The organism is Nonomuraea deserti (assembly GCF_004348685.1).
Lineage (GTDB): Bacteria > Actinomycetota > Actinomycetes > Streptosporangiales > Streptosporangiaceae > Nonomuraea > Nonomuraea deserti.
Genome location: NZ_SMKO01000036.1, coordinates 22,179 through 43,561 on the forward strand (window position 1 = coordinate 22,179; position 21,383 = coordinate 43,561).

The following is a 21,383-nucleotide window of genomic DNA, read 5'->3' on the forward strand; positions in this document are numbered from 1 at the left end:
TCGTTCTCGGCCGCGATGCCGGCTGGCCTCCACCGCGGGCGGGGTCAGGGCAGGGCGTCGAGGAAGCGGGCCGCGATCGGCGCCGCCACCGCGGAGCCCGCGCCGCCGCCCTCGACGACCACCGCGAACGCCAGGTCGCCCTTGTAGCCGATGAACCAGGAGTGCGCGGGCGGTTCCTTGCCGGAGCCGTACTCCGCGGTGCCGGTCTTGCCCGCCGTGCCGGCCGGGAACCGTACCGCGTGCGCGGTGCCGTCGGTGACGACGGCGGGCATGAGCTTGCGCAGCGCCGCCACCACCCCTCTCTCCAGCGGGCGCGGCTGGGACGGCCGCGCGTCGGGGATGTGCTCCTCCTTGACGAGCCTGGGCGGGATGTACGCGCCGGAGGCGATGGCCGCGGCGACGGACGCCATGTTCAGCGGGCTCGCCAGCACCCTGCCCTGCCCGATGGCGGCGGAGGCGAGGTCGGTGTCGTCCTTCGGGTCGGGGAACTCCGCCCGTACGGCGGGCACGCCGGGGGTGATCGGGACGCCGAAGCCGAAGCTCTCGGCGACCTCACCCAGCCGGCCGCCGTTCAGCTCGGCCACGGCGAGCTCGCCGAACGTGGTGTTGCACGAATGCGCGAACGCGTCACGGAACGACAGGGTGCCGAAGTCCTCGTAGCCCGCGTTGTGGAAGGGGAAGCCGCCGATGTTCCGCTCGGCGGGGCAGGCGACCTTCTGGGCCGGCTCGGTCCCGTCGGCGACCAGGGCGGAGGCCGTCACGACCTTGAAGGTCGAGCCAGGCGGATATTTGCCGAGCAGGGCCCGGTTGAACCCGCCGGGCGCGTTGATCGCCGCCAGGATCTCCCCGGTCGAGGCCCGCAGCGCCACCAGCGAGCGGGGCTTGGACACGCCTTCGAGCGCCCGGGCCCCCGCCCGGTGCACCTTCAGGTCGATCGTGGTCTGCAGCGGCCGCTTCGCTCCGGGTTTCACGACCGTCTGGAGGACCTTGTTCCCTTCGTACAGGTCGATCCTGGAGTGTCGTGGCGTCGTAAAACGGTCGGGAAAGGTGTGCTTGATCCCTTCGACGAGTTGTTGCACGGAGCCGGGGGCGTCAGGGGTGCTGATGGTGGTGCCGTCGGCGGCCACGACCCGGGGCGGGTCACCCTGCTCCGTGATGACCCGCAGCGAGCGGCCCTCCTTCAGCAGGGGGTGCAGGGCGGCGGGGGTCCAGGCCACTTTCCAGGTGCGGCCGCTTTCGACGAGCTTGAGCCCTCCGCTGTAGCGCCAGTCGTGTTCCCCGGTCAGCTCGGCGACGAAGCCGACGACGCCGTCGCCGTCGCCGTCGGCGGCCGAGCGGGCGAAGACGCCGGACGGCTCGGGACGGTGGAAGCCGGCCCGGGTCGCCTTGAGGTCGGCGAGGAACCGCCGGTGCCGGCGCTCGAAGTCGGCGGGCGGGTCGACGACCAGCTCCCGCATCGCCGCGTAGTCCTGGCCGGACCAGGCCGCGAGGTATGCGTCGGCCGTCTGCTCCGGCGAGCCCTCCGTACGCAGTGCCCAGATGACGCCGCCCGCCGCCACGACCGGGACGAGCAGGCCCGCCGCGATCCACGGCCATCGCCTCCGCCGCCGCGGCGGCTGTTCAGGCCGGAGGTTGGCATAGTTTGTCCCCGTTTGTGGTGCCATGACGGAGAGGACACCAGAGTGGGAGCGCAGGTGTCCAATACTGATATGACTGCCTTGAAGATATAAATCTGGATATGGTTGCTGCTCATGGACCTCGTCCGGCACCTCCGCTACTTCACCGTGGTCGCGGAGGAACTCCACTTCGGCAACGCCGCGATCCGGCTCGGCATGGCGCAGCCGCCGCTCAGCCAGCGCATCAAGCGCCTGGAGGAGGAGCTCGGCGTGCGGCTGTTCGACCGCTCGGCCCGCCAGGTCAGGCTCACCGAGGCGGGCAGGCTGCTGCTGGGCGAGGCCCGCGAGATCGTGGCCAGGGTGGACCGGCTGCACGAGCTGGCCAGGCAGGGCCAGGGCACGGTGCTCAAGGTCGGCGTCCCGCCCGACCTGGCCGCCGCCGCGATCGCCGCGCTCGTCGCCGGTTTCCGCGAGATCAAGCCGGAAGTACGCCTCGCGCCCGCCGAGATCTGGACCGCCGACCAGGTGACGGCGCTGGCGGAGGGCACGATCGACGTCGGCCTGGTGCGCCATCCGGTCTCCGCGCCCGGCCTGGAGTACGGCCGGATCCTCGTGCAGGCGCAGGGCGTGCTGCTGGCCGAGGGTGACCCGCTGGCCGCCGTCGGCGAGGTGCACCTGGCCGACCTGGCGGGACGCGAGTTGCTGATGCCGCCCAAGGAGGGCGAGCCGGGGCTGCACGCCGAGGTGCTGTCGGAATGCCGGCGCCACGGCTTCGTCCCCGCGCAGGTGCACCAGGGTGCCGGGCTCGGGCTGGTTCTGGCCGGCGCGGCGGTGGCGTTCGGGCCGAAGGCGGAGCTCTCGGGGCTGGCCTGGCGGCCGCTGCTAGGCTCGCCGATCATGTCCCGGGTCTCCACGGCCTGGCGCATGGCCACGGCGTCCGGCAACGACCTGATCGGCGACTTCTCCGCCGTGGCCGTACGGACATTGAAGGAGAGAGCGGGGATGACGGACGAGGGCGCCGTACCCGCACGGCGGATCAGCCGCAGGCCGGGGATGCTGGCATGAGCGGGCGCACGGACCCCCACGGACGCGACGCGCGCATGCGGCAGGCGAAGGAGGGCGCATGAGCACGCCCGACTTCGACGCCCTGTTCAGGACGGCCGGGGTGAACGGCTGGTTGCACGCCGTCGACGTCGACTCGGGGCGGGAGATCGGTCACGGGTCCGACGTGCCGCTGCCCACGGCGTCGATGTTCAAGGTGCCGCTGCTGGTGGAGTTCTGCCGGCAGGCCGACGCGGGGCTGCTCGACCCCGCCGGCCGGACGACCGTGCCGGCGGCCGGCCGGTCGTCGGGGCCGACGGGCATCTCGGCGATGCTGGACGAGGTGACGCTCTCGCTGCGCGACCTGGCGTACCTGATGATCGCGGTGAGCGACAACGGCTCCGCCGACGTGCTGCTGGCCAGGGTCGGGCGCGAGGCGGTCAACACGATGCTGGCGGCGCTGGGGCTGCACGGCACGCGCGTCCTGCAGAGTTGCCAGGAGTTCAACGACAGCATGCGCGAGGACACCGGCCACTCGTGGCCGTACCTCGATCCCGACGACATCGCCCGCCTGAGCGCGCTCGACCCCGAGCGCACCAACAAGAGCACCCCGCGCGAGATGGCGGAGCTGTTCGGGCTGATCTGGCGGGACGAGGCGGCCTCGGCCGAGTCGTGCGCCTGGATGCGCGCGGCGCTCAACAAGCAGGTCTGGCCGCACCGGCTGGCCTCCGGCTTCCCGTACGACGACGTGGCCGTGAGCGGCAAGACCGGCACGGCCCCGACGTTGCGCACCGAGTCGGGTGTCGTCGAATATCCCGACGGCAGGCGCTACGCGGTGGCCGTGTTCACCCGCTCCTTCAGCACCGCGCTCAACCAGCCGCGCGCCGACGCGGTGATCGGCACGGCCGCGCGTATGGCGGTGGACCACCTACGGAGGTAGCAACTTGTGGGGAAGTCCGGGTATGACTTTCCGTTGATCAAGCGACAGGATGGGACACATGGTTGCTGAGGGCGAGCTTGTCTGGGAGCCGAGTGAAGAGGTCGTAGCATCGGCCAGGCTGACCCGCTACCTGGAGTGGCTGGGGCGGCCCGCGGACTACGAGGACGCGTGGCGGTGGTCCGTCGACAACCCGGAGGAGTTCTGGACGTCGATCTGGGACTACTTCGACGTGATCGGCGAGCGGGGCGACGGGCCGGTGCTGTCCGGCGCGATGCCCGGCGTCACGTGGTTCGCCGGCAGCACGCTCAACTACGCCGAGAACGCGCTGCGCCCGCGCACCGAGGGCACCGCCCTGGTGTTCGTCTCGGAGGACGGCGCCCGCCAGGAGCTGACCCACGCCGAGCTGCGCGACGAGGTCGCCCGCGTGCGGACGGGGCTGCGCCGCCTGGGCGTCGGGCGCGGCGACCGGGTGGCCGCCTACGTGCCCAACATCCCGCAGGCCCTCATCGCCTTCCTGGCCACCGCCTCGCTGGGCGCCATCTGGTCGGCTGGCTCGCCCGACTTCGGCGTGCCGAGCGTCGTCGACCGGTTCACGCAGATCGAGCCCAAGGTGCTCATCGCGGTCGACGGCTACCACTACAACGGCAGGAGCTACGACCGCTCGGCGGCCGTCAACGAGATCGCCGCCGCGCTGCCCTCGTTGCGCGCGACCGTGTGGATCCCCTACCTGACGGCGGCCGAGGAGGGCCGGGCGCCGCAGCACGCCGAGCCGGCGCCCGCCCACACCACGGAGCCGCCGCACGGCGAGGTGATCGGCTGGGAGGGGCTGCGGGCCGAGGAGGGCCCGCTGGAGTTCGAGCGGGTGCCCTTCGACCATCCGCTGTGGATCCTCTACTCCAGCGGCACGACCGGGCTGCCCAAACCGATCGTGCACGGGCACGGCGGCGTGGTGCTGGAGCACCTCAAGTCGCTCACCTTCCACCAGGACATGGGTGAGGGCGACGTGTTCTTCTGGTACACCACCACGGGCTGGATGATGTGGAACTACCTCATCGGCGCCCTGCTGGTGGGGGCCACGCCGGTGCTGTACGACGGCTCGGCCGCCTACCCGTCGGCGGCGGCGCTGTGGCGGATCGCCGACTCCGAGGACGTGACCTACTTCGGGGTCGGGGCGCCCTACATCATGGCCTCGCAGAAGGCCGGCATCCATCCGGAAGGGCTGGAGAAGCTGCGCGGCGTCGGCTCGACCGGGTCGCCGCTGCCGCCCGAGGGGTTCGCGTGGCTGGCCGCCGAGCTGCCCGGCATCCCGCTCGGGTCGTTCTCCGGCGGCACCGACGTGTGCACGGGCTTCGTCGGGGCCACCGTGCTCCACCCGGTCAGGGCCGGCATCATCCCGTGCCGGTCGCTGGGGGCGAAGGTGGAGTCGTACGACCCCGCGGGCAGGCCGGTCGTCGGCGAGGTGGGCGAGCTGGTGGTGACCCGGCCGATGCCGTCGATGCCGGTGAGGTTCTGGAACGACCCGTCGGGCGAGCGCTACTTCGGCAGCTACTTCGACGTCTACCCCGGCGTGTGGCGGCACGGCGACTGGATCAAGATCAACGAGGACGGCAGCTGCGTGATCTACGGCCGCTCCGACTCGACGCTCAACCGCGGCGGCGTCCGCATGGGCACCAGCGAGTTCTACCGGGTCGTCGAGCGGTTCGAGGAGATCGCCGACAGCCTCGTGATCGACACCGGGCAGCTCGGCCAGGAGGGGCGGCTGCTGCTGTACGTCACGCTCGCCGAAGGGGCCGAGCTCACCGAGCGGCTCCAGCGGGCCCTCTGCGACGCGCTGCGCACGGAGCTGTCGCCCCGCCACGTGCCCAACGAGATCCACGCCGTGCCGGGCATTCCGCGCACGCTGTCGGGGAAGAAGCTCGAGGTGCCCGTACGCAAGATCCTGCTCGGCACGCCCGTCGAGCAGGCGGCCAACCCCGACGCCATGGCCAACCCCGAGGTTCTGAGCCACTTCCGCGCCCTGGGGTGAATCTCTTAAAACGTGACAATCACAATGCCGCCATACCTTCCGCCAAGGCATTGACGCTCGCTGGACACAGCGCCTAGATTCCGGACAGCCACCCGTTAAAACGTTTGTCGTCGGGAGGATGGATGGCCGCTCCCCCCACGCTGGCGCTGGCGAACGTCAGCAAGTCGTTCGGCGCCGTGCGCGCGCTGCGCGACGTCTCGATCGAGTTGTTCGCCGGCGAGACGCACGGGCTCGCGGGGGAGAACGGCGCCGGCAAGTCCACCCTGGTCAAGACGCTCGCCGGGGTGCACCGCCCCGACAGCGGCCAGGTGCTGCTCGGCGGCGAGCCGGTCGACTTCGCCGGACCGGCCGACGCCCAGCAGGCGGGCGTGGCCGTCATCTACCAGGAGCCGACCCTCTTCCCCGACCTGTCGGTGGCCGAGAACATCTTCATGGGCCGCCAGCCCCGGCGCGGCCTCGGCCGTATCGACCGCAAATCCATGCACGCGCGGACCAGGGAGCTGTTCGGGCGGCTCGGCGTGGCCCTCGACCCCGAGCAGCCCTCGCGCGGGCTGTCCATCGCCGACCAGCAGCTCGTCGAGATCGCCAAGGCGATCTCCAGGGACGCCCGCGTGCTGATCATGGACGAGCCGACGGCCGCGCTCTCCGGCCACGAGGTGACCCGGCTGTTCTCGGTCGCGGAGGCGCTGCGCGAGCAGGGCTGCGCCCTGCTGTTCATCTCCCACCGGCTGGACGAGATCTTCACCCTGTGCCAGCGGGTCACCACCCTGCGCGACGGCGCCTGGATCGCCAGCGAGCCCGTCGACGGGCTCACGCACGACGACCTCATCCGCCGCATGGTCGGCCGCGAGGTCGCCACGCTGTTCCCCAAGGAGGAGGCGGCCGTCGGCGAGGTCGCGCTGAAGGTCGAGCGGCTGACCCGCGAGGGCGTGTTCACCGACGTGTCCTTCGAGGTGCGCAGGGGCGAGATCGTCGCCCTGGCGGGGCTGGTCGGCGCCGGCCGCAGCGAGGTGGCCAGGGCCGTCTTCGGCATCGACCGCTGGGACGCCGGGTCCGTCACCGTGGACGGAGCCACCCTGCCCGCGGGCAGCCCCACGGCCGCCATGAACGCGGGACTGGCCCTGGTGCCCGAGGACCGCCGCCAGCAGGGGCTCGTCATGGACCTGTCGATCGAGCGCAACATCGGGCTGACCGGCCTGCGCGAGCTGCGCCGCGGCCCGACGATCTCCCGCAGGGCCGAGCGCGACCGGGCCAGGGACTGGGCGCTGCGGCTGCAGCTGAAGTTCGCCCGGCTGGCCGACGGGGTGGGCGTGCTGTCCGGCGGCAACCAGCAGAAGGTGGTGCTGGCCAAGTGGCTGGCCACCGAGCCGTCCGTGCTCATCGTGGACGAGCCGACGCGCGGCATCGACGTCGGCACCAAGGCGGAGGTGCACCGGCTGCTGTCGGAGCTGGCCGGCCAGGGCATCGCCGTCCTCATGATCTCCTCCGAGCTGCCGGAGGTGCTCGGCATGGCCGACCGGGTGCTGGTCATGCACGAGGGCCGGCTGGCCGCCGAGATCCCCAGGGCCGAGGCGACCGAGGAGAGCGTGATGAGCGCCGCGACCGGGAGGGCCGCGTGACCGGACCCACCACCACGGTGGCCGCGCCGCCCGAGCAGGCCCCCGGAGGGCGCAGCGCCAGAAGCCGGGTCGACCTGGTGTTCAGGGCCCGCGAGCTGAGCCTGGTCATCGCCCTGGTCCTGCTCATCGGCGCGACCGGCGCGGTCAACCCCAACTTCCTGTCCGGGCAGGGCATTGAGGACATCCTGCTCAACACCGCGATCCTCGCGCTGCTGGCCGTCGGGCAGTCGGTCGTGGTCATCACCCGCAACCTCGACCTGTCCGTCGGCTCCGTGGTGGGGCTGGTCGCGTTCGTCACCGCCGACGTGCTCGCGAGCGGCTGGGGGCTGGTGCCCGGCGTCGTGTTCGGGGTCGCCATCGGTGCGGCCTGCGGCCTGCTCAACGGGCTCCTCGTCAGCTTCTGCCGGGTCCCGGCCCTGGTCGTGACGCTCGGCACGCTCTACGTGATCCAGGGGGTCGACCACTACATCGCGCACGGCCGCCAGATCAACGCCGTCGACCTGCCGCCCGCGCTGCTGTCGCTGGGCAACGGGTCGGTGCTGGGTGTGCCGTACCTGCCGCTGATCACGCTCGTGTGCATGCTGCTGATCGGCTACTACCTGCGCTCCTACCCGAGCGGCCGGGAGTTCTACGCCATCGGCTCCAGCCCGGAGGCGGCCAGGCTGGCCGGCGTGCCGGTGCGCCGCCGCGTCCTGACCGCCTACCTCGTCAGCGGCTGCCTGGCCGGACTGGCGGGCGTGCTCTGGCTGGCCAGGTTCGGGACGGTCATCGGCGACTCGGCCAACGGCTGGGAGCTGATCGTGATCAGCGCGGTCGTGGTCGGCGGCGTCGCGATCACCGGCGGGGTGGGCAGCGTCTACGGGGCGGCCCTCGGCGCGCTGCTGCTCACCACGATCGGCAGCGCCCTGGTGGTGCTCCGCGTCAACCCGTTCTGGCAGCAGGCCATCACCGGCGCGCTGCTCCTGCTCGCCATCAGCGTCGACCGGGTGCTGGCCATGAGGGTGGCCCGCCTGCTCAGGAACAGGAGCCGTCATGGCTGACGAAGGGACCGCGGAGGTGGCGGGCTGATGGGCGGCCTCTCTCTCATGGGCAGGGCCCTGCGGTGGGACGTCCTGGTGGCGTCGCTGCTGGTCGCCGTGTTCGTGGCGGGTTCCTTCACCACCCCTGGCTTCGCGACCACCGGCAACCTGTCGTTCGCGCTGAGCGACCTGGGCGAGATCGCGCTCATCGCGCTGGCCATGACCCTGCTGGTGGTGGCCGCCGAGGTGGACCTGTCGGTCGCCTCCGTGCTCGGCCTGTCGAGCGCGCTCGTCGGCGCCATGTGGGAGGGCGGCATGGCCATCGAGACGATCATCCCGCTCGTGGTGCTCGTCGGCGCCGTCTGCGGGCTGGTCAACGGGCTGCTCGTGACCCGGCTCGGCCTGCCCTCGCTGGCTGTCACGATCGGCACGCTCGCCCTCTACCGTGGCCTGGCGTACGTGGTGCTCGGCGACAAGGCCATCGCCCAGTTCCCGCCCGGCTACGTCGCGCTGGCCGTGGACGACGTGCCCGGCACGCCGATCCCGTACCCGATCGCGCTGTTCATCCTGCTCGCCGTCATCGTCGGCGTGGTGCTGCACGCCACCGGCTTCGGCCGCTCCCTCTACGCCATCGGGGCGCAGGAGCAGGTCGCCTTCTTCGCCGGCATCCGGGTCAAGCGCATCAAGCTCCTGCTCTTCGTCGTCTCCGGCACGGTCGCGGCGTTCGCCGGGGTCATCTTCACCCTCAGGTACGGCTCCGCCCGCGCCGACAACGGCCTGGGCATCGAGCTCGCCGTCATCGCGGCCGTCCTGCTCGGCGGGGTCGACTTCGACGGCGGCAAGGGCACGCTGGGCGGGGTCATCGCCGGCGTGCTGCTCATCGGGTTGCTCCGCAACCTGCTGATGCTCGGCGACGTGTCGACGGAGATCCAGTCGATCGTCACCGGGCTGCTCCTCATCGTGTCGGTGCTCACCCCGCGCCTCGTCTCCCTCATCAGGCCGGCCCTGAAAGGAACACCATGACCCCGATGCGCCTCACCGCCGTCGCCACGCTGCTCGTCCTCGGCGTGGCGGCATGCGGCGGCACCACGAGATCGTCCGTCACCGCCGCTCCCCAGGAGGCGCCCGCCTCCTCGGCCGCTCCTTCGGCGAACCCCGACGCGCCGCTCAAGGAGGGCATCAAGCTGGCGTTCCTGCCGAAACAGATCAACAACCCGTACGAAGTGATCGTCGATGAGGCCGGGATCGAGGCGGCCAAGGAGTTCAAGGGCGAGGCCAAGGAGGTCGGCCCGTCCGACGCGTCGGCGTCGTCCCAGATCTCCTACATCAACACGCTGACCCAGCAGGGCCACGACGCGATCCTCATCGCCGCGAACGACGCCAACGCCGTCTGCGGCCCGCTCCAGCAGGCCCGCGCCAAGGGCATCAAGATCGTGTCGTACGACTCGGACGCGGCGCCGCAGTGCCGCGACCTGTTCATCAACCAGGCCAGCTCGGAAGAGGTCGGCCGCAGCCAGGTGCAGTTGCTCGCCGAGATGATCGACCACAAGGGCGAGATCGCCATCCTGTCGGCCACGGCCAACGCGACGAACCAGAACACCTGGATCAAGTTCATGAAGGAGGAACTGGCCAAGCCGGAGTACAAGGGCATGAAGCTGGTCAAGGTCGCCTACGGGGACGACGACGACCAGAAGTCCTTCACCGAGACGCAGGGCCTGCTGCAGGCCTATCCCGACCTGAAGGGCATCATCTCGCCCACCACGGTCGGCGTCTCGGCCGCGGCCCGCTACATCTCGGGTTCGAAGTACAAGGGCAAGGTCGTGCTGACCGGCCTGGGCACGCCCAACCAGATGCGGCAGTTCGTCAAGGACAAGACCGTGGAGAAGTTCGCCCTGTGGAACCCGAAGGACCTGGGCTATCTGGCGTCGTACGCGGCGGCGGCGCTGGTGTCGGGGCAGATCACCGGGGCCGAGGGGGAGACGTTCAAGGCGGGCAAGCTCGGGGAGCGCACGATCGGCGAGAACGGCGAGGTCATCCTCGGGCCGCCGTTCACCTTCGACGCCTCCAACATCGACCAGTTCGACTTCTGACGCGCGGTGGCGCGGCCCTGGTCCGGGCCGCGCCCCGACTCGCATGCATCCGGATGCCGATTGGCGGACGCTCTGAGAACCGCCGTTTATTCTGCTGTTTTTCCTCGCGAGTGCCGTGACCGGCCGGGCGTTTGTCTTGGGTGCGCCTTGACAATGCATGCGCATGCAAGGCACGCTTGAGCTCATTCTCGCGTCCTCTACGTGGGGCGTCAGTGACGAAGCGATCCCAAGGAGGAACGGACGTGTCGGCTGTTCTGAAAAGCGCCGTGCCCACCACGACAGACCTGGCGGAGGTCGACGAGCAGGTACGCGAGACCGTGGCAGCGGTCATCGCCGACATCCGGAAGAACGGCGACGACGCGGTACGCCGTTATTCGGAGAAGTTCGACCAGTGGTCTCCCACATCCTTCCGGCTGTCGGCCGAGCACATCGAGGAGATCGTCGCCGGCATCGACCCCCAGGTGATCGAGGACATCGCGTTCGTTCAGGCGCAGGTGCGCGGCTTCGCCGAGAGACAGCGGGAGTCGATCACGGATTTCGAGGTCGAGACGCTCCCGGGAGTGCACCTCGGGCAGAAGAACATCCCGATCAGCGCGTCCGGCGCGTACGTGCCCGGCGGGCGGTATCCGCTCGTCGCATCCGCCCACATGACGATTGTCACGGCCAAGGTCGCGGGCGTGCCACGGGTCGTGGCGTGCACCCCGCCGATCCGGGGCGAGATCCCGGCGGCGACCGTCGCGGCCATGTCGCTGGCCGGCGCCGACGAGATCTACCTCCTCGGAGGCGTCCAGGCCGTCGCGGCCCTGGCCATGGGCACTGAGACGATCGGCCGGGTCGACATGATCGCCGGCCCGGGCAACGCGTACGTGGCCGAGGCCAAGCGCCAGCTCTTCGGAGCCGTGGGCATCGACCTGATCGCCGGGCCGACAGAGATCCTTGTCATCGCCGATGAGTTCGCCGATCCGGTGACGGTCGCGGTCGACCTGCTCAGTCAGGCCGAGCACGGCCCCGACTCGCCGGCGGTGCTCGTCACCACATCCGAGTCCCTGGGCCGCCAGGTGATCGACACGATCGAGCGCATCCTGCCGGAGATGCCGACCAGAGACTTCGCCGGGCCCGCGTGGCGCGACCACGGCCAGGTGATCGTGGCAGCTGACATGGACGAGGCGTGGGCGATCGCCGACTCGTTCGCTTCCGAGCACGTGCAGGTGCTGACGGCCGCTCCCCGTGAGGCACTAACCCGCCTGCGCAACTACGGTGCGTTGTTCCTGGGCCAGGGCACGTGCGTCTCCTACGGCGACAAGGTGATCGGCACCAACCACGTCCTGCCGACCCGTGGCGCAGCGAATTACACGGGCGGCCTGTGGGTGGGCAAATATCTCAAGACCGTCACCTACCAGGAGGTCGTCGACCCCTCCACCAGCGCGGAGCTGGGTCGGATCTGTGGCCGGGCGTCGCGGGTGGAGCTGTTCGAGGGGCACGCCCGATCCGGCGACATCCGCGCCGCCGTACAGGACGGCACGCCGGGTTGGCTCAGCGACCTCGGCCTGCGGGCGGCGGGTAGGTGACGACCCGTGTGGCCCGCCGGCTCAGCCGGCCCGCACCGGGGCGTCGGTCGAGCGGATGACCAGCTGCGGTGGCACCACCACCCGCCGTAGTTCCTCGTCGCCGCCTTCGACGCGGGAGACGAGGAGCTCGGCGGCCGTGCGCGCCATAGTGTCGATGTTCTGGTGGACGGTGGTGAGGTCGATGATCTCCCACGACGACATGTCCATGTCGTCGTAACCGATGACGGTGAGGTCGCGCGGCACGTCGACGCCGCGCGCCTTCGCGGCGTTGAGCGCGCCGATCGCGAGGACGTCGTTGGCGCAGAACACGGCGGTCGGCGTGGGCGGTGAGTCCAGGATCTCCGCCAGGGCCGAGTGGCCGGCCACATGGGTGTACGGCACCTCGCGGCAGGCGGCTGGATGAAGCGCGACACCCGCCTCCGCGAGGGCGTCGTGGAACCCTCGCGCGCGATCACGCCCGGTGCTCGTGTCGGCCGGGCCGAAGATGGCGCCGATGCGGCGATGGCCCAGCTCAACCAGGCGTTCGGCGACCATGCGCGAGCCGCGGATGTTGTCGGAGACGCAGGCGTCCACGTCGGGATGCGCGGTTTCGCGGTTGAGCAGCACAGTGGGGATCCCGCGCTCGCGCAGCTCTCGTGGGAGGGAGGAGTGCAAGGTGAGTGACGTCAGTGCGACTCCGTCGATGCCGCCCGACGAAAGCCGGGCGAGCAGGGTGGCGTCGTCGGCCTCGCGGAAGAGCGTCACCTGGAACCCGGCCTCCGCCAGCCGTTGCTCGAAGGCCGTCAGAACGCCGAGATAGAAGAAGTTGCGCAGGTCGGCCACCACCAGGCCGATGCGGTGGGTGCGCCGGGTCGCGAGGCTGCGCCCCGCGTCTCTCGGCACGTAACCGAGACGCTCGGCGGCGGCCAGAACCCGCGACCGGGTCTCTTCGGAGACGCTGCCGCCGCGCAGCGCCCGCGACACGGTCGGCTGAGCCACCCCGGCCAGGGCGGCGACGTCGTAGCTGGTGACAGGTCTCGCTCGCTGCGATGCGGGGCCGCCGGTCCTGCCGTTGGCGGCCCGCCGATCACCAGGTGCCGGCGACTGCGCCATGACGCCCCCTTCTCGGTGCACCCCGGCGGGCCGTTGGCACACCCTGCGATAGGTCCTCAGCGCGCTCATGATAGCCCAGGGCATCATTGCATGCGCATGCAGACCGAGGTCCCCGGTGCAGCTGCGAACCGTGCGGGCCGGCACGCGCCGCTTTCCGCCGGCGCGCCGGAGCTGGCCCGCGCCCGGTCCCCGGGCGTCGGCCATCCGGATCTCGGCGCGGCAGGCGCAAACTGTATGCATTTTCATCTCCAGCCGGTCAGCGGTCCGCGACTGGCCGGATGAGGAGCGGCGAGGGCTCGGGCAGAGCATCTCTGGTGGCAGGGCATTGATCTTCACTTATGTCGCGAGAGAACGCAGCGTCCGAGGCGCCGGGCGCGTAAATGGGCAAATCCCCCGCCGCATCGTTGACACGTCTTCTTCAAACTGCATACAGTTGGCCCACTTCGCGGCGAACGCCACGGTCTTTCTCATACATCCGCCGTACGGCGTTGCCGACAGGCCGCCACAGTGACACGGCGCTGAGCCCCTCAATCTGGCCACCTCATCGACCCGGCTCTCCGGCTGCGGCTGTATGACGTTCATCGAAGGAGACAGACATGCCCGAAACTTCCAGCCGTCCGCGTCGTACGACGGCCATGGGGCTCGCCGCGGCCGTTGCCTTGTTCGTGCCCGCCTGTAGCAGCGGACCTGGAGGATCCGGCGCCGCCGTCGGCGGCTCCTGCGCCACGCCGTCGGAACCGAAGAACGTGAAAATCTATCTCGGCGTCGGGGCATTCTCGAGCACCTACTCGCAGGAGTTCATCCAGGGCGCGAAGGCCATGGCCAAGTCGGCGGGCGTCCCCGAGAGCAACGTCAAGGCGTACGAGAGCAACTTCGACGGTCAGAAGCACCTCAACACGTTCACCGGTCTCCTGGCGGCCGGCGGGAAAGACACCGCCATCGTGGTGGACCCGGCCTCCACGGCGTTCACCAAGCCCCTCGTGCAGATGGCGGCGAACTCCGGAGCGCGCATCCTGACCCTGTGGAACCGGCCCGCGGAGATCCACCCATGGGACTTCGGCGGCGGCTGCTGGGTGGCCCACCAGGCATACGACGGCATCGAGTCCGGGGAGAAGAGCGCGGAGGCGCTGTTCGAAAGCTTCGGGGACAAGGGCAACATCGTCGCCCTCAACGGCGTGCCCGACAATCCTTCAGCCAAGGGACGCATCGCCGGCCTGAAGAAGGCCCTCGCCAAGAATCCGGACGTCAAGCTGCTGGACTCGCAGGTGGGTAACTGGGACCAGACGAAGGGCCAGACCATCACCGAAACCTGGATCGGCAAGTACGGCGAGCAGATCGACGGCGTGTGGGCCGCCAACGACGGCATGGCACTGGGCGCCGTCGAGGCGCTCCGAGCCCATAACCTGAACTCCCGGGTCAAGGTCACCGGATCGGACGGGTCGGCCGACGCGCTCGCCTCGATCGTCCGCGGCGACATGCTCACCTCTATGCGCGTCGACGGATATCTCCAGGGCGCCGTGACGTTCGGGCTCGCCTACGCAGCGCTGGTCGGAGACGTCGACCCGCAGAAGCTGTCGCATGCGCAGCGCGACTTCTACCTCAAGCAGGAGCTGGCGACGCCGGAGAACGCGTCGAAGCTGCTCAAGAGCAAGGCCGGAGACGTCAAGTACACCTACGACGCGCTGAAGAAGAACTTCTGGGCCGACTCGCCTGGGCAGATCACCGAGATGTCCGACTCATGACGACGTGCCCGCGGGACACCAAGGACCAATCGTGACCTTGAACGACACCATCACCCCCGACGGCGAGCATGTTCCGGCTGTGCGCGTGCCCCACGCACGACGGATGTCGCGCCTCTTGCCAGGCCGGATCGACCAGTTGGCTCCCGTAATCATGCTGGTCGTGCTGACGGCCGCGTTCTCCATGCTCAACGACCAGTTCATGACGGCGGACAACTGGCGCACCATCGCTAACCAGGCCGCGATCCCGATGGTGCTGGCCGTCGGGCTCACGTTCGTCATCCTCACCGGATCCATCGACCTGAGCGCCGAAGGGGTGATGGCGTCGACGAGCATCTGCGTGTCGCTCATGCTCGCCAACAGCCTGAACTCCAATGACCTCGGGCTCGTCGCCGTCGCCGGCGGCATCGCGATCGGCGCGGTGTTCGGGCTGGTCAACGGGCTGCTGTACACCAGGCTTCGCCTTCCCTCCCTCATCGTCACCCTGGGCACCTGGTTCATCGGGCTGGGCATCGCCAGTTACGTGTTTCCCGACCAGCAGCCGGTGGTTCGGGACCGGTCCTTCCGCTCCTGGGCGTTGGGGGAATGGTTCGGGGTAAGCCGCCTGGTCACGATCGCCGTGCTGGTGGTCGTCGCGGGCGCTGTGCTCCTGCGCTACACCCGGATCGGGCGTCACGTCTATGGCATCGGCGGCGCCGAGGACCTGATGCGGCTGGCGGGAATCCGTGTGGACACCTACAAGACGCTCGCCTTCGTGATCGCCGGCGCCCTGGCCGGGCTGGCAGGCCTGATGGCGACCGCGCAGCTCGGTGTGGGGAACGCCAACGCGGGCGCGGACCGGCTCTTCCCCGCGCTGAGCGCCGTCGTCCTGGGCGGGACCCACCTCGCCGGCGGGAGAGGCGGGGTGCTGCAATCCGTGCTCGGCGTCCTGGTCCTGGTCGTTCTGGGCAACGGGATGATCCTCAGCGGCGTGGGTCCGTACGTCCAGCAGGCCGTCGTCGGGGCGGTGATCATCGTGGCGGTGGTCGCGACGGGCTGGGGCGCCCGCGACCGGCTCAGGGTGGTGAAGTGACATGTCCCCCCTGCTGTCGATCGAAGGGCTGACCAAACGTTACGGCCGCACTGTCGCTCTGGACGAGGTGGATCTTGAGATCCGCCCCAACGAAGTCGTCGGGCTCATCGGGCAGAACGGCGCGGGCAAGTCGACGCTGCTGAAGCTGCTGGCCGGTGTGCAGCAGCCGGACTCCGGCCGGCTGGTCATGCGCGGCTCCCCCATCAAGGTACGCAATCCCGCGCACGCCGCCGAGCAGGGGATCGGCATGGTCTTCCAGGAACAGTCGCTGGTGCCGAACCTGACCGTGGCGGAGAACATCTTTCTGGGCCGGCCGAATCCGGGTACGGCGGGCGGCGTCTACAAGTGGCGACGGCTCAACGCGCTAGCGCGGGAGCAACTGGAGAAAACGGGCAGCGAGATCTCCCCATCGGCGCTGGTGCAGCGGCTGTCCTTCGCCGACCGCCAAATGGTGGAGCTGACGAAGGTGCTCGCGCTGGAGGAGCGCACCGATGGCGACCTGCTGATCTTGTTCGACGAGCCGACGAGCGTGCTGTCGGCCGCGGAGATCGAGACGTTGTTCGCCCAGATCCGCCGACTCAAACGCCGCGCGAGCATAGTGTTCGTCTCCCACCGCATGGACGAGGTCCTCGCCATCTCCGACCGCATCTACGTGATGCGCGACGGGCGCCGCGTCGCCGAGCGTGATGCCGCCGCCTGCGACGAGAACGAGCTGTACTCCCTGATGGTGGGCGAGAACAGGGCCGAGGACTACTTCCTGGACGCCGACCGGAAGCCCTACGACCGCAGCGCCACGGCACTGGAGGTCGAAGGGCTCACCGCCGAGGGCTCGTTCAGCGACGTCACGTTCTCGGTGTGTCCCGGCCAGATCGTCGGGGTGGCCGGTGTCATCGGCTCAGGCCGCGAGGCGTTGTGCCGGGCCCTGTTCGGGGCGCTTCCGACGGCTGCAGGACGCGTACGCCTCCGAGGCGAGGAGGTCACGATGGCCTCGCCCCGCGACGGCGTGCGGCTGGGCGTGGGTTACCTGCCCGCCGAGCGCAAGCACGAGGGCATGGTCGCGGAGCGCAGCATCTCTGAGAACCTGGTGCTCGCTTCCACACCTGCGCTGACCCGGGCGGGCCTGCTGAGCTGGGCGCGTGAGTCGGACCTCGTCGAGGGCTGGATAGAACGGCTCGGGGTCAAGGCCCCGAGCGCCCGGGTGAAGATCTCGCAGCTTTCCGGCGGGAACCAGCAGAAGGTCGTGCTGGCCAAGTGGCTGGCCCTTCCGCACTTGCGCGTGCTCGTGCTGGACCACCCGACGCGCGGGCTGGACCTGAAGGCGAAGACCGACGTCTACAAGCACGTACGCGCGGCCGCCGCCAGGGGAGTCGCGATCGTCCTGTTGTCCGACACCCTTGAGGAACTGCTCGGACTGTCCGACGAGATCGTCGTCATGCGGGACGGGCGGGTGACAGGCCACTTCCCAGATGTGCCCGATACGCCCCCTTCATCCGAAGAGCTCGTCAAGTTGATGGTCTAGGGCCACGAGGCCGTACTGATGGAACACAGGAGCGTCATGTCACCGGTGAACATTTCCCGACGGAAAGGAGCGTCCCAGCGGCTCGACATCGGCGGTTACCTGCCCGCCGTGCTGCTCGTCGTCCTGGTCGGGCTCGTCGTGGCCCGCGACCCCGCCTTTCTCGGAGTCGCGTCCCTGCGGTCGGTGGCCGTCCAGGCCGCGCCGATCCTCCTGCTGGCGGTCGGGCTGACGCCGGTGATCCTGCTGGGCGGGATCGACCTGTCGGTGGCGGCACTGACGTCTCTCTGCTCGGTGCTTCTGGTGAGCTGGGCGAACCAGGCGGGCATCACGGGCGTCGCCGGCGTCGTGGCCCTCGCGACGGCGGCCGGCGCCGTGGTGGGGGTGGTCCACTCGGTGGCGCAAGTCCCGTCGTTCATCGTGACGCTGGGGGCGCTCGGCCTGTATTCGGGCCTGTCGCTGGAGGCGTCGGACGCGACGAACACGCCGCTGGCCGAGGGCTCGCCCGCGATCTCCTGGGTGAACGACTATTTCGCGGGCATCCCGGCCGGGTTCGTGTTCGGGCTGATCGTGCTGGCCATCGTGGGACTGATGGTGCGATTCCTGCCCTGGGGCCGCTACCTGTACGCCATGGGGTCGGCGGAGCCGGCCGCCCTGATGTCCGGCGTGCCGAAGATCCGTGTCCGCGCGGCGGCCTTCGCCCTGACAGGCATGACCTCGGCGATGGCGGCCATCGTCCTCGTGGGCAGGACGTCGTTCGGCTCGCCGACCCTCGCCTCCGGCCTGCTGCTGCCGGCCATCGCCGCTGTCGTGGTCGGCGGCACCGCGATCAGCGGTGGGGTGGGCGGGGTGGGCAGGACGCTGGTCGGCGTGCTCACCGTGACGGTCGTGCAGATCGGCATGGTCGTGATCGGGATCGACCCGGTGCTGCAGAACGTCATCTTCGGTGCAGTGATCATCGTCGCCGTCGCGTTGACCATCGACCGGGCGAAGCTGTCAGTGATCAAGTAACACGGCGCGGGGACGGCCCGTACCTGAACGCACAAACCGGCCGCTCAGCGCCAAGGCGCACGCGTCGCGAGCGGACATCCGAGAAGGGATACGTAGTGAGACTGGTTACCTACGCCACCGATGGAGTCGCGGCGGGCGGCGTCCTCGTGGGCGATCGCGTCGTCGACCTGGCGAGTGCCGTGGCCCATGCGGCACGGGAAGACTCCGGGCCACCACGGCCGCTGCCGGTGCGGGCGTACCTCGAAAGGAGGCTCGACCACGTGGCGGTGGCAGCCGCCGCAGGCGCGCTGGCCCGTGCGGGAGAAGGGGTCACCCTCGACGAGGTCCGCCTGCTCCCGCCCGTGCCCGACCCGGAGAAGATCCTCTGCATCGGTCTGAACTACCGCGACCATGCCGAGGAAGCGGGGCTGCAACTGCCGAGCGAGCCGATGGTGTTCGCGAAGTTCCGCAACAGCCTCATCGGCCCGGCCGACGCCATCGTGCTCCCGAACGCTGTCGAGCGCGTCGACTACGAGGCCGAGCTGGCTGTGGTCATCGGCCGCCGCGGCCGTGCGATCCCGGAGGAACTGGCCCTCCGGCACGTCGCCGGCGTGACCGTGTTCAACGACGTCAGCGCCCGCGACATGCAGGCGGCGACCAGCCAGTGGACCATGGGCAAGGCTGTGGACACCTTCGGGCCGTGCGGGCCGTCGTTGGTGACGCTGGACGAGGCCGGTGATCTGGGCGACCTGCGGCTGCGCACTCGGGTCAACGGGGCGACGGTTCAGGACGGTACGACCGCGGACATGGTGTTCTCCGTCGCCCGGCTCATCTCTCACCTGAGCCGGGCGATGACCCTGGAGCCCGGCGACATCATCGCGACCGGCACGCCCGCCGGGGTGGGCTTCAAGCGCACGCCGCCGGTTCTGCTCAAGGACGGTGACCTCGTGGAGGTCGAGATCGATGGGCTCGGAACCCTGGCCAACCGGGTGGCAGGCCCGGCGGCGGAGCTGGCCGGCGGCGTCACCGCCGTCGCGACGGCGTGAACGACCGCCGGGCGCACGCGGCCGTGCAGGGAGGCACGCACGGCGAGGGGCACGTGCCGGACCGGAGTTCCCTAAGGGGACGGCGGGCGCTGGTGACCGGGGCGGGACGGGGCATCGGCCGCGCGGCCGCCCGCGCGCTCGCGGCTCGCGGCGCGGACGTCGTGCTGATGGCACGCAGCTCGGCCGAGCTCGGGGAGGTGGCCGACGCCATCCGTGCCGGGGGAGGCCGGGCGAGCACCGTCCCGGTGGACCTCACCGACGACGCCGCACTCTCCGCCGCCATGCGAGAGGCCGGAGACGCCGACATCCTCGTCAACTGCGCGGGGACAAATCGTCCCGCACCGTTGGTGCAGGTGGCCGCCCGCGACCTCGACGAACTGCTGGCCCTCAATTTCCGCGCGGTCTTCCTGACCACTCAGCGTTTCGTCGCGTCCCTGCTCGAGCGCGGCCGGCGAGGCGTGATCGTCAACGTCACCAGCCAGATGGGCCATGTCGGCGCGCCGGACCGCAGCGTCTACTGCGCCACCAAACACGCGGTCGAGGGGCTGACGAAGGCGCTGGCGGTCGAGCTGGCCGGGCACGGCATTCGCGTCATATCCGTCGCGCCGACGTTCGTCGAGACGGCCATGACGGGCGCGTACCTGGCCGACCCCCGTTTCCGGGAGTCCGTACTCGCGCAGATCCCGCTCGGTCGCATGGGCACGCCGGAAGAGGTCGCCGACGTCGTCGCCTTCGCCGCCTCACCGGCCGCGGAGCTCATCACGGGCAGCAGTCTGCTGGCGGACGGCGGATGGGTCGCACGCTGACGCGCGGCCGCCCCGGAACACGAGGAAGGACCCCGACATGCACGAGACGGCACAAGCACATAATTGCCGGACCGCGCGGCCTGGTGGGGGAGGAACGTGATGACGTCCCCCCGGACCGGGACGCGACCACCCGCCCCGACACGGCGGGCACCGACGTGTGGTGGCTGATCGACCGGAGCACGGCCGCGCTGACTCGATCGTGCTCAACACCTCGACGTGGGCGGCACCATCCACGGCCTGTATTGACGATTGAAAGGAGGCGGTATGCCCTCTCACGGACTGACCTCGCTCACGATCGGCGTGCCCAACGTCGAGGAAACCGAGCGCTACTACACCGATTTCGGGCTCATCCCGCTGGGAGATGGGCGCCTGGCCACGCTCGACGGCGGGGAACAACTGCGCCTGGAGTACGCTCCCACGCGCCGGATGGTCGAGCTCCGCGTCGGCGTGGACGATCAGGACGACCTTGACCGGGTGGAACGCGGGTTGCGAAGGCTGGACCTGTCCGCCGTGCGGGGGACGGGGTCGGTGAGCGCCGTCGAGCCCGTCACCGGCGTGCGTGCCACGGTCGAGATCGCGCCGCGGCCGGCGCAGGAAGCGCGCCCGGCGCCGGTCTACAACGGCCCAGGAAGGAGCGACCGGCAGGGTGCCCGCGCCGACGGCGTGCTGCGCGAGGGTCGGGTGCGTCCGCGCAAGCTCGGTCATGCCGTGCTGGGCTCGACCGACCAGGAGGCCACGCAGCGCTTCTTCACCGAAGGGCTCGGTTTCAAGGTGAGCGACCTGGTCGCGGGGCGAGCGGCGTTCCTGCGCTGCTCGACCGACCATCACAACCTGCTCGTGCAGCGCGCGCCCGTGGCCTTCCTGCACCACACGTCGTGGCAGGTCGACGACGTCGACGAGGTGGGGCGCGGGGCCATGCAGATGCTGGAGGAACATCCCGAACGGCACGTCTGGGGGATGGGACGCCACCATGTCGGATCCAACTTCTTCTGGTATCTGCGTGACCCGGCGGGCAACTTCTCCGAGTACTACTCCGACATGGACTGCATCGTGGACGATCAGCTGTGGGAGCCGGGTGTGTGGGAGGGGATGAAGAGCCTCTACAACTGGGGCCCGCCGCCACCGCCGTCGTTTCTCAAACCTGAGGACCTCGCCGCGCTGATGACGGACGCACACCAGTAATACACCACCCAGGTGGAGCTG

The 21,383-nt window shown here is 70.1% G+C and carries 17 protein-coding genes; 15 read left to right on the top strand and 2 right to left on the bottom strand.

Annotation, left to right across the window (positions count from 1 at the left end):
- Positions 1–44: 44 nt before the first annotated feature.
- On the bottom strand, positions 45–1,664 hold the full coding sequence (locus E1292_RS16280) for a penicillin-binding transpeptidase domain-containing protein (protein WP_132596056.1): 1,620 nt from the start codon (positions 1,662–1,664) through the stop codon (positions 45–47).
- 87 nt (positions 1,665–1,751) lie between these two features.
- Here E1292_RS16280 and E1292_RS16285 point away from each other — a divergent pair, with 87 nt between their 5' ends.
- From E1292_RS16285 to hisD, 8 genes are all read left to right on the top strand, one after another.
- Complete coding sequence (locus E1292_RS16285) at positions 1,752–2,681, top strand: LysR family transcriptional regulator (protein ID WP_132596057.1); 930 nt, start codon at positions 1,752–1,754, stop codon at positions 2,679–2,681.
- Positions 2,682–2,739: 58 nt separating this feature from the next.
- Positions 2,740–3,597, top strand: coding sequence for a serine hydrolase (locus E1292_RS16290; RefSeq protein ID WP_132596058.1), 858 nt, complete (start codon positions 2,740–2,742; stop codon positions 3,595–3,597).
- Between the two features lie 58 nt (positions 3,598–3,655).
- A complete protein-coding gene (locus tag E1292_RS16295; RefSeq protein ID WP_132596059.1) occupies positions 3,656–5,623 on the top strand; it encodes an acetoacetate--CoA ligase in 1,968 nt (655 codons plus the stop codon).
- Between the two features lie 122 nt (positions 5,624–5,745).
- The gene (locus E1292_RS16300) at positions 5,746–7,242 is read left to right on the top strand and encodes a sugar ABC transporter ATP-binding protein (protein ID WP_132596060.1); all 1,497 of its coding nucleotides are present in this window, start codon (positions 5,746–5,748) and stop codon (positions 7,240–7,242) included.
- Complete coding sequence (locus E1292_RS16305) at positions 7,239–8,282, top strand: ABC transporter permease (protein WP_132596061.1); 1,044 nt, start codon at positions 7,239–7,241, stop codon at positions 8,280–8,282. Before E1292_RS16300 ends, E1292_RS16305 begins: the two co-directional genes overlap by 4 nt.
- 27 nt (positions 8,283–8,309) lie before the next feature.
- Positions 8,310–9,284 (top strand): ABC transporter permease, encoded by a 975-nt coding sequence (locus tag E1292_RS16310; RefSeq protein WP_132596062.1) that lies wholly within the window; start codon positions 8,310–8,312, stop codon positions 9,282–9,284.
- Positions 9,281–10,351 carry a rhamnose ABC transporter substrate-binding protein gene (rhaS, locus tag E1292_RS16315; RefSeq protein WP_132596063.1) on the top strand — a complete coding sequence of 357 codons (1,071 nt, stop codon included), beginning with the start codon at positions 9,281–9,283 and terminating at the stop codon, positions 10,349–10,351. The genes E1292_RS16310 and rhaS overlap by 4 nt, the downstream gene beginning before the upstream one ends.
- A gap of 242 nt (positions 10,352–10,593) precedes the next feature.
- Positions 10,594–11,919, top strand: coding sequence for a histidinol dehydrogenase (gene hisD / locus E1292_RS16320; RefSeq protein ID WP_132596064.1), 1,326 nt, complete (start codon positions 10,594–10,596; stop codon positions 11,917–11,919).
- 21 nt (positions 11,920–11,940) lie between these two features.
- Here hisD and E1292_RS16325 read toward each other — a convergent pair whose 3' ends face one another.
- A complete protein-coding gene (locus tag E1292_RS16325) occupies positions 11,941–13,011 on the bottom strand; it encodes a LacI family DNA-binding transcriptional regulator (RefSeq protein ID WP_132596065.1) in 1,071 nt (356 codons plus the stop codon).
- A gap of 596 nt (positions 13,012–13,607) precedes the next feature.
- Between E1292_RS16325 and E1292_RS16330 the strand changes: the two genes are divergently transcribed.
- From E1292_RS16330 to E1292_RS16360, 7 genes are all read left to right on the top strand, one after another.
- Complete coding sequence (locus E1292_RS16330) at positions 13,608–14,753, top strand: sugar ABC transporter substrate-binding protein (protein ID WP_132596066.1); 1,146 nt, start codon at positions 13,608–13,610, stop codon at positions 14,751–14,753.
- Between the two features lie 31 nt (positions 14,754–14,784).
- A complete protein-coding gene (locus E1292_RS16335) occupies positions 14,785–15,822 on the top strand; it encodes an ABC transporter permease (protein ID WP_220446869.1) in 1,038 nt (345 codons plus the stop codon).
- A 1-nt stretch (position 15,823) separates the two neighbouring features.
- Positions 15,824–17,341: a sugar ABC transporter ATP-binding protein gene (locus E1292_RS16340; protein WP_132596067.1), complete on the top strand. Its 1,518-nt coding sequence runs from the start codon at positions 15,824–15,826 to the stop codon at positions 17,339–17,341.
- Between the two features lie 45 nt (positions 17,342–17,386).
- Positions 17,387–18,349, top strand: coding sequence for an ABC transporter permease (locus E1292_RS16345; RefSeq protein WP_165974573.1), 963 nt, complete (start codon positions 17,387–17,389; stop codon positions 18,347–18,349).
- 95 nt (positions 18,350–18,444) lie between these two features.
- The gene (locus E1292_RS16350) at positions 18,445–19,374 is read left to right on the top strand and encodes a fumarylacetoacetate hydrolase family protein (RefSeq protein WP_132596069.1); all 930 of its coding nucleotides are present in this window, start codon (positions 18,445–18,447) and stop codon (positions 19,372–19,374) included.
- Positions 19,371–20,180 carry an SDR family NAD(P)-dependent oxidoreductase gene (locus tag E1292_RS16355; protein WP_220446870.1) on the top strand — a complete coding sequence of 270 codons (810 nt, stop codon included), beginning with the start codon at positions 19,371–19,373 and terminating at the stop codon, positions 20,178–20,180. Before E1292_RS16350 ends, E1292_RS16355 begins: the two co-directional genes overlap by 4 nt.
- A gap of 264 nt (positions 20,181–20,444) precedes the next feature.
- Entirely contained in the window at positions 20,445–21,362 is a 918-nt protein-coding gene (locus E1292_RS16360) for a VOC family protein (RefSeq protein ID WP_132596070.1), read from the top strand.
- Positions 21,363–21,383: the final 21 nt, after the last annotated feature.

Excerpts from the sequence above, each read along its gene's own strand:
- E1292_RS16290 (WP_132596058.1), top strand. The coding sequence starts at position 2,740 with ATGAGCACGCCCGACTTCGACGCCCTGTTCAGGACGGCCGGGGTGAAC.
- rhaS (WP_132596063.1), top strand. The coding sequence starts at position 9,281 with ATGACCCCGATGCGCCTCACCGCCGTCGCCACGCTGCTCGTCCTCGGC.
- E1292_RS16360 (WP_132596070.1), top strand. The coding sequence starts at position 20,445 with ATGCCCTCTCACGGACTGACCTCGCTCACGATCGGCGTGCCCAACGTC.
- E1292_RS16310 (WP_132596062.1), top strand. The coding sequence starts at position 8,310 with ATGGGCGGCCTCTCTCTCATGGGCAGGGCCCTGCGGTGGGACGTCCTG.
- E1292_RS16340 (WP_132596067.1), top strand. The coding sequence starts at position 15,824 with ATGTCCCCCCTGCTGTCGATCGAAGGGCTGACCAAACGTTACGGCCGC.
- E1292_RS16280 (WP_132596056.1), bottom strand. The coding sequence starts at position 1,664 with ATGGCACCACAAACGGGGACAAACTATGCCAACCTCCGGCCTGAACAG.
- E1292_RS16330 (WP_132596066.1), top strand. The coding sequence starts at position 13,608 with ATGCCCGAAACTTCCAGCCGTCCGCGTCGTACGACGGCCATGGGGCTC.
- E1292_RS16295 (WP_132596059.1), top strand. The coding sequence starts at position 3,656 with ATGGTTGCTGAGGGCGAGCTTGTCTGGGAGCCGAGTGAAGAGGTCGTA.
- E1292_RS16285 (WP_132596057.1), top strand. The coding sequence starts at position 1,752 with ATGGACCTCGTCCGGCACCTCCGCTACTTCACCGTGGTCGCGGAGGAA.
- E1292_RS16300 (WP_132596060.1), top strand. The coding sequence starts at position 5,746 with ATGGCCGCTCCCCCCACGCTGGCGCTGGCGAACGTCAGCAAGTCGTTC.
- E1292_RS16325 (WP_132596065.1), bottom strand. The coding sequence starts at position 13,011 with ATGGCGCAGTCGCCGGCACCTGGTGATCGGCGGGCCGCCAACGGCAGG.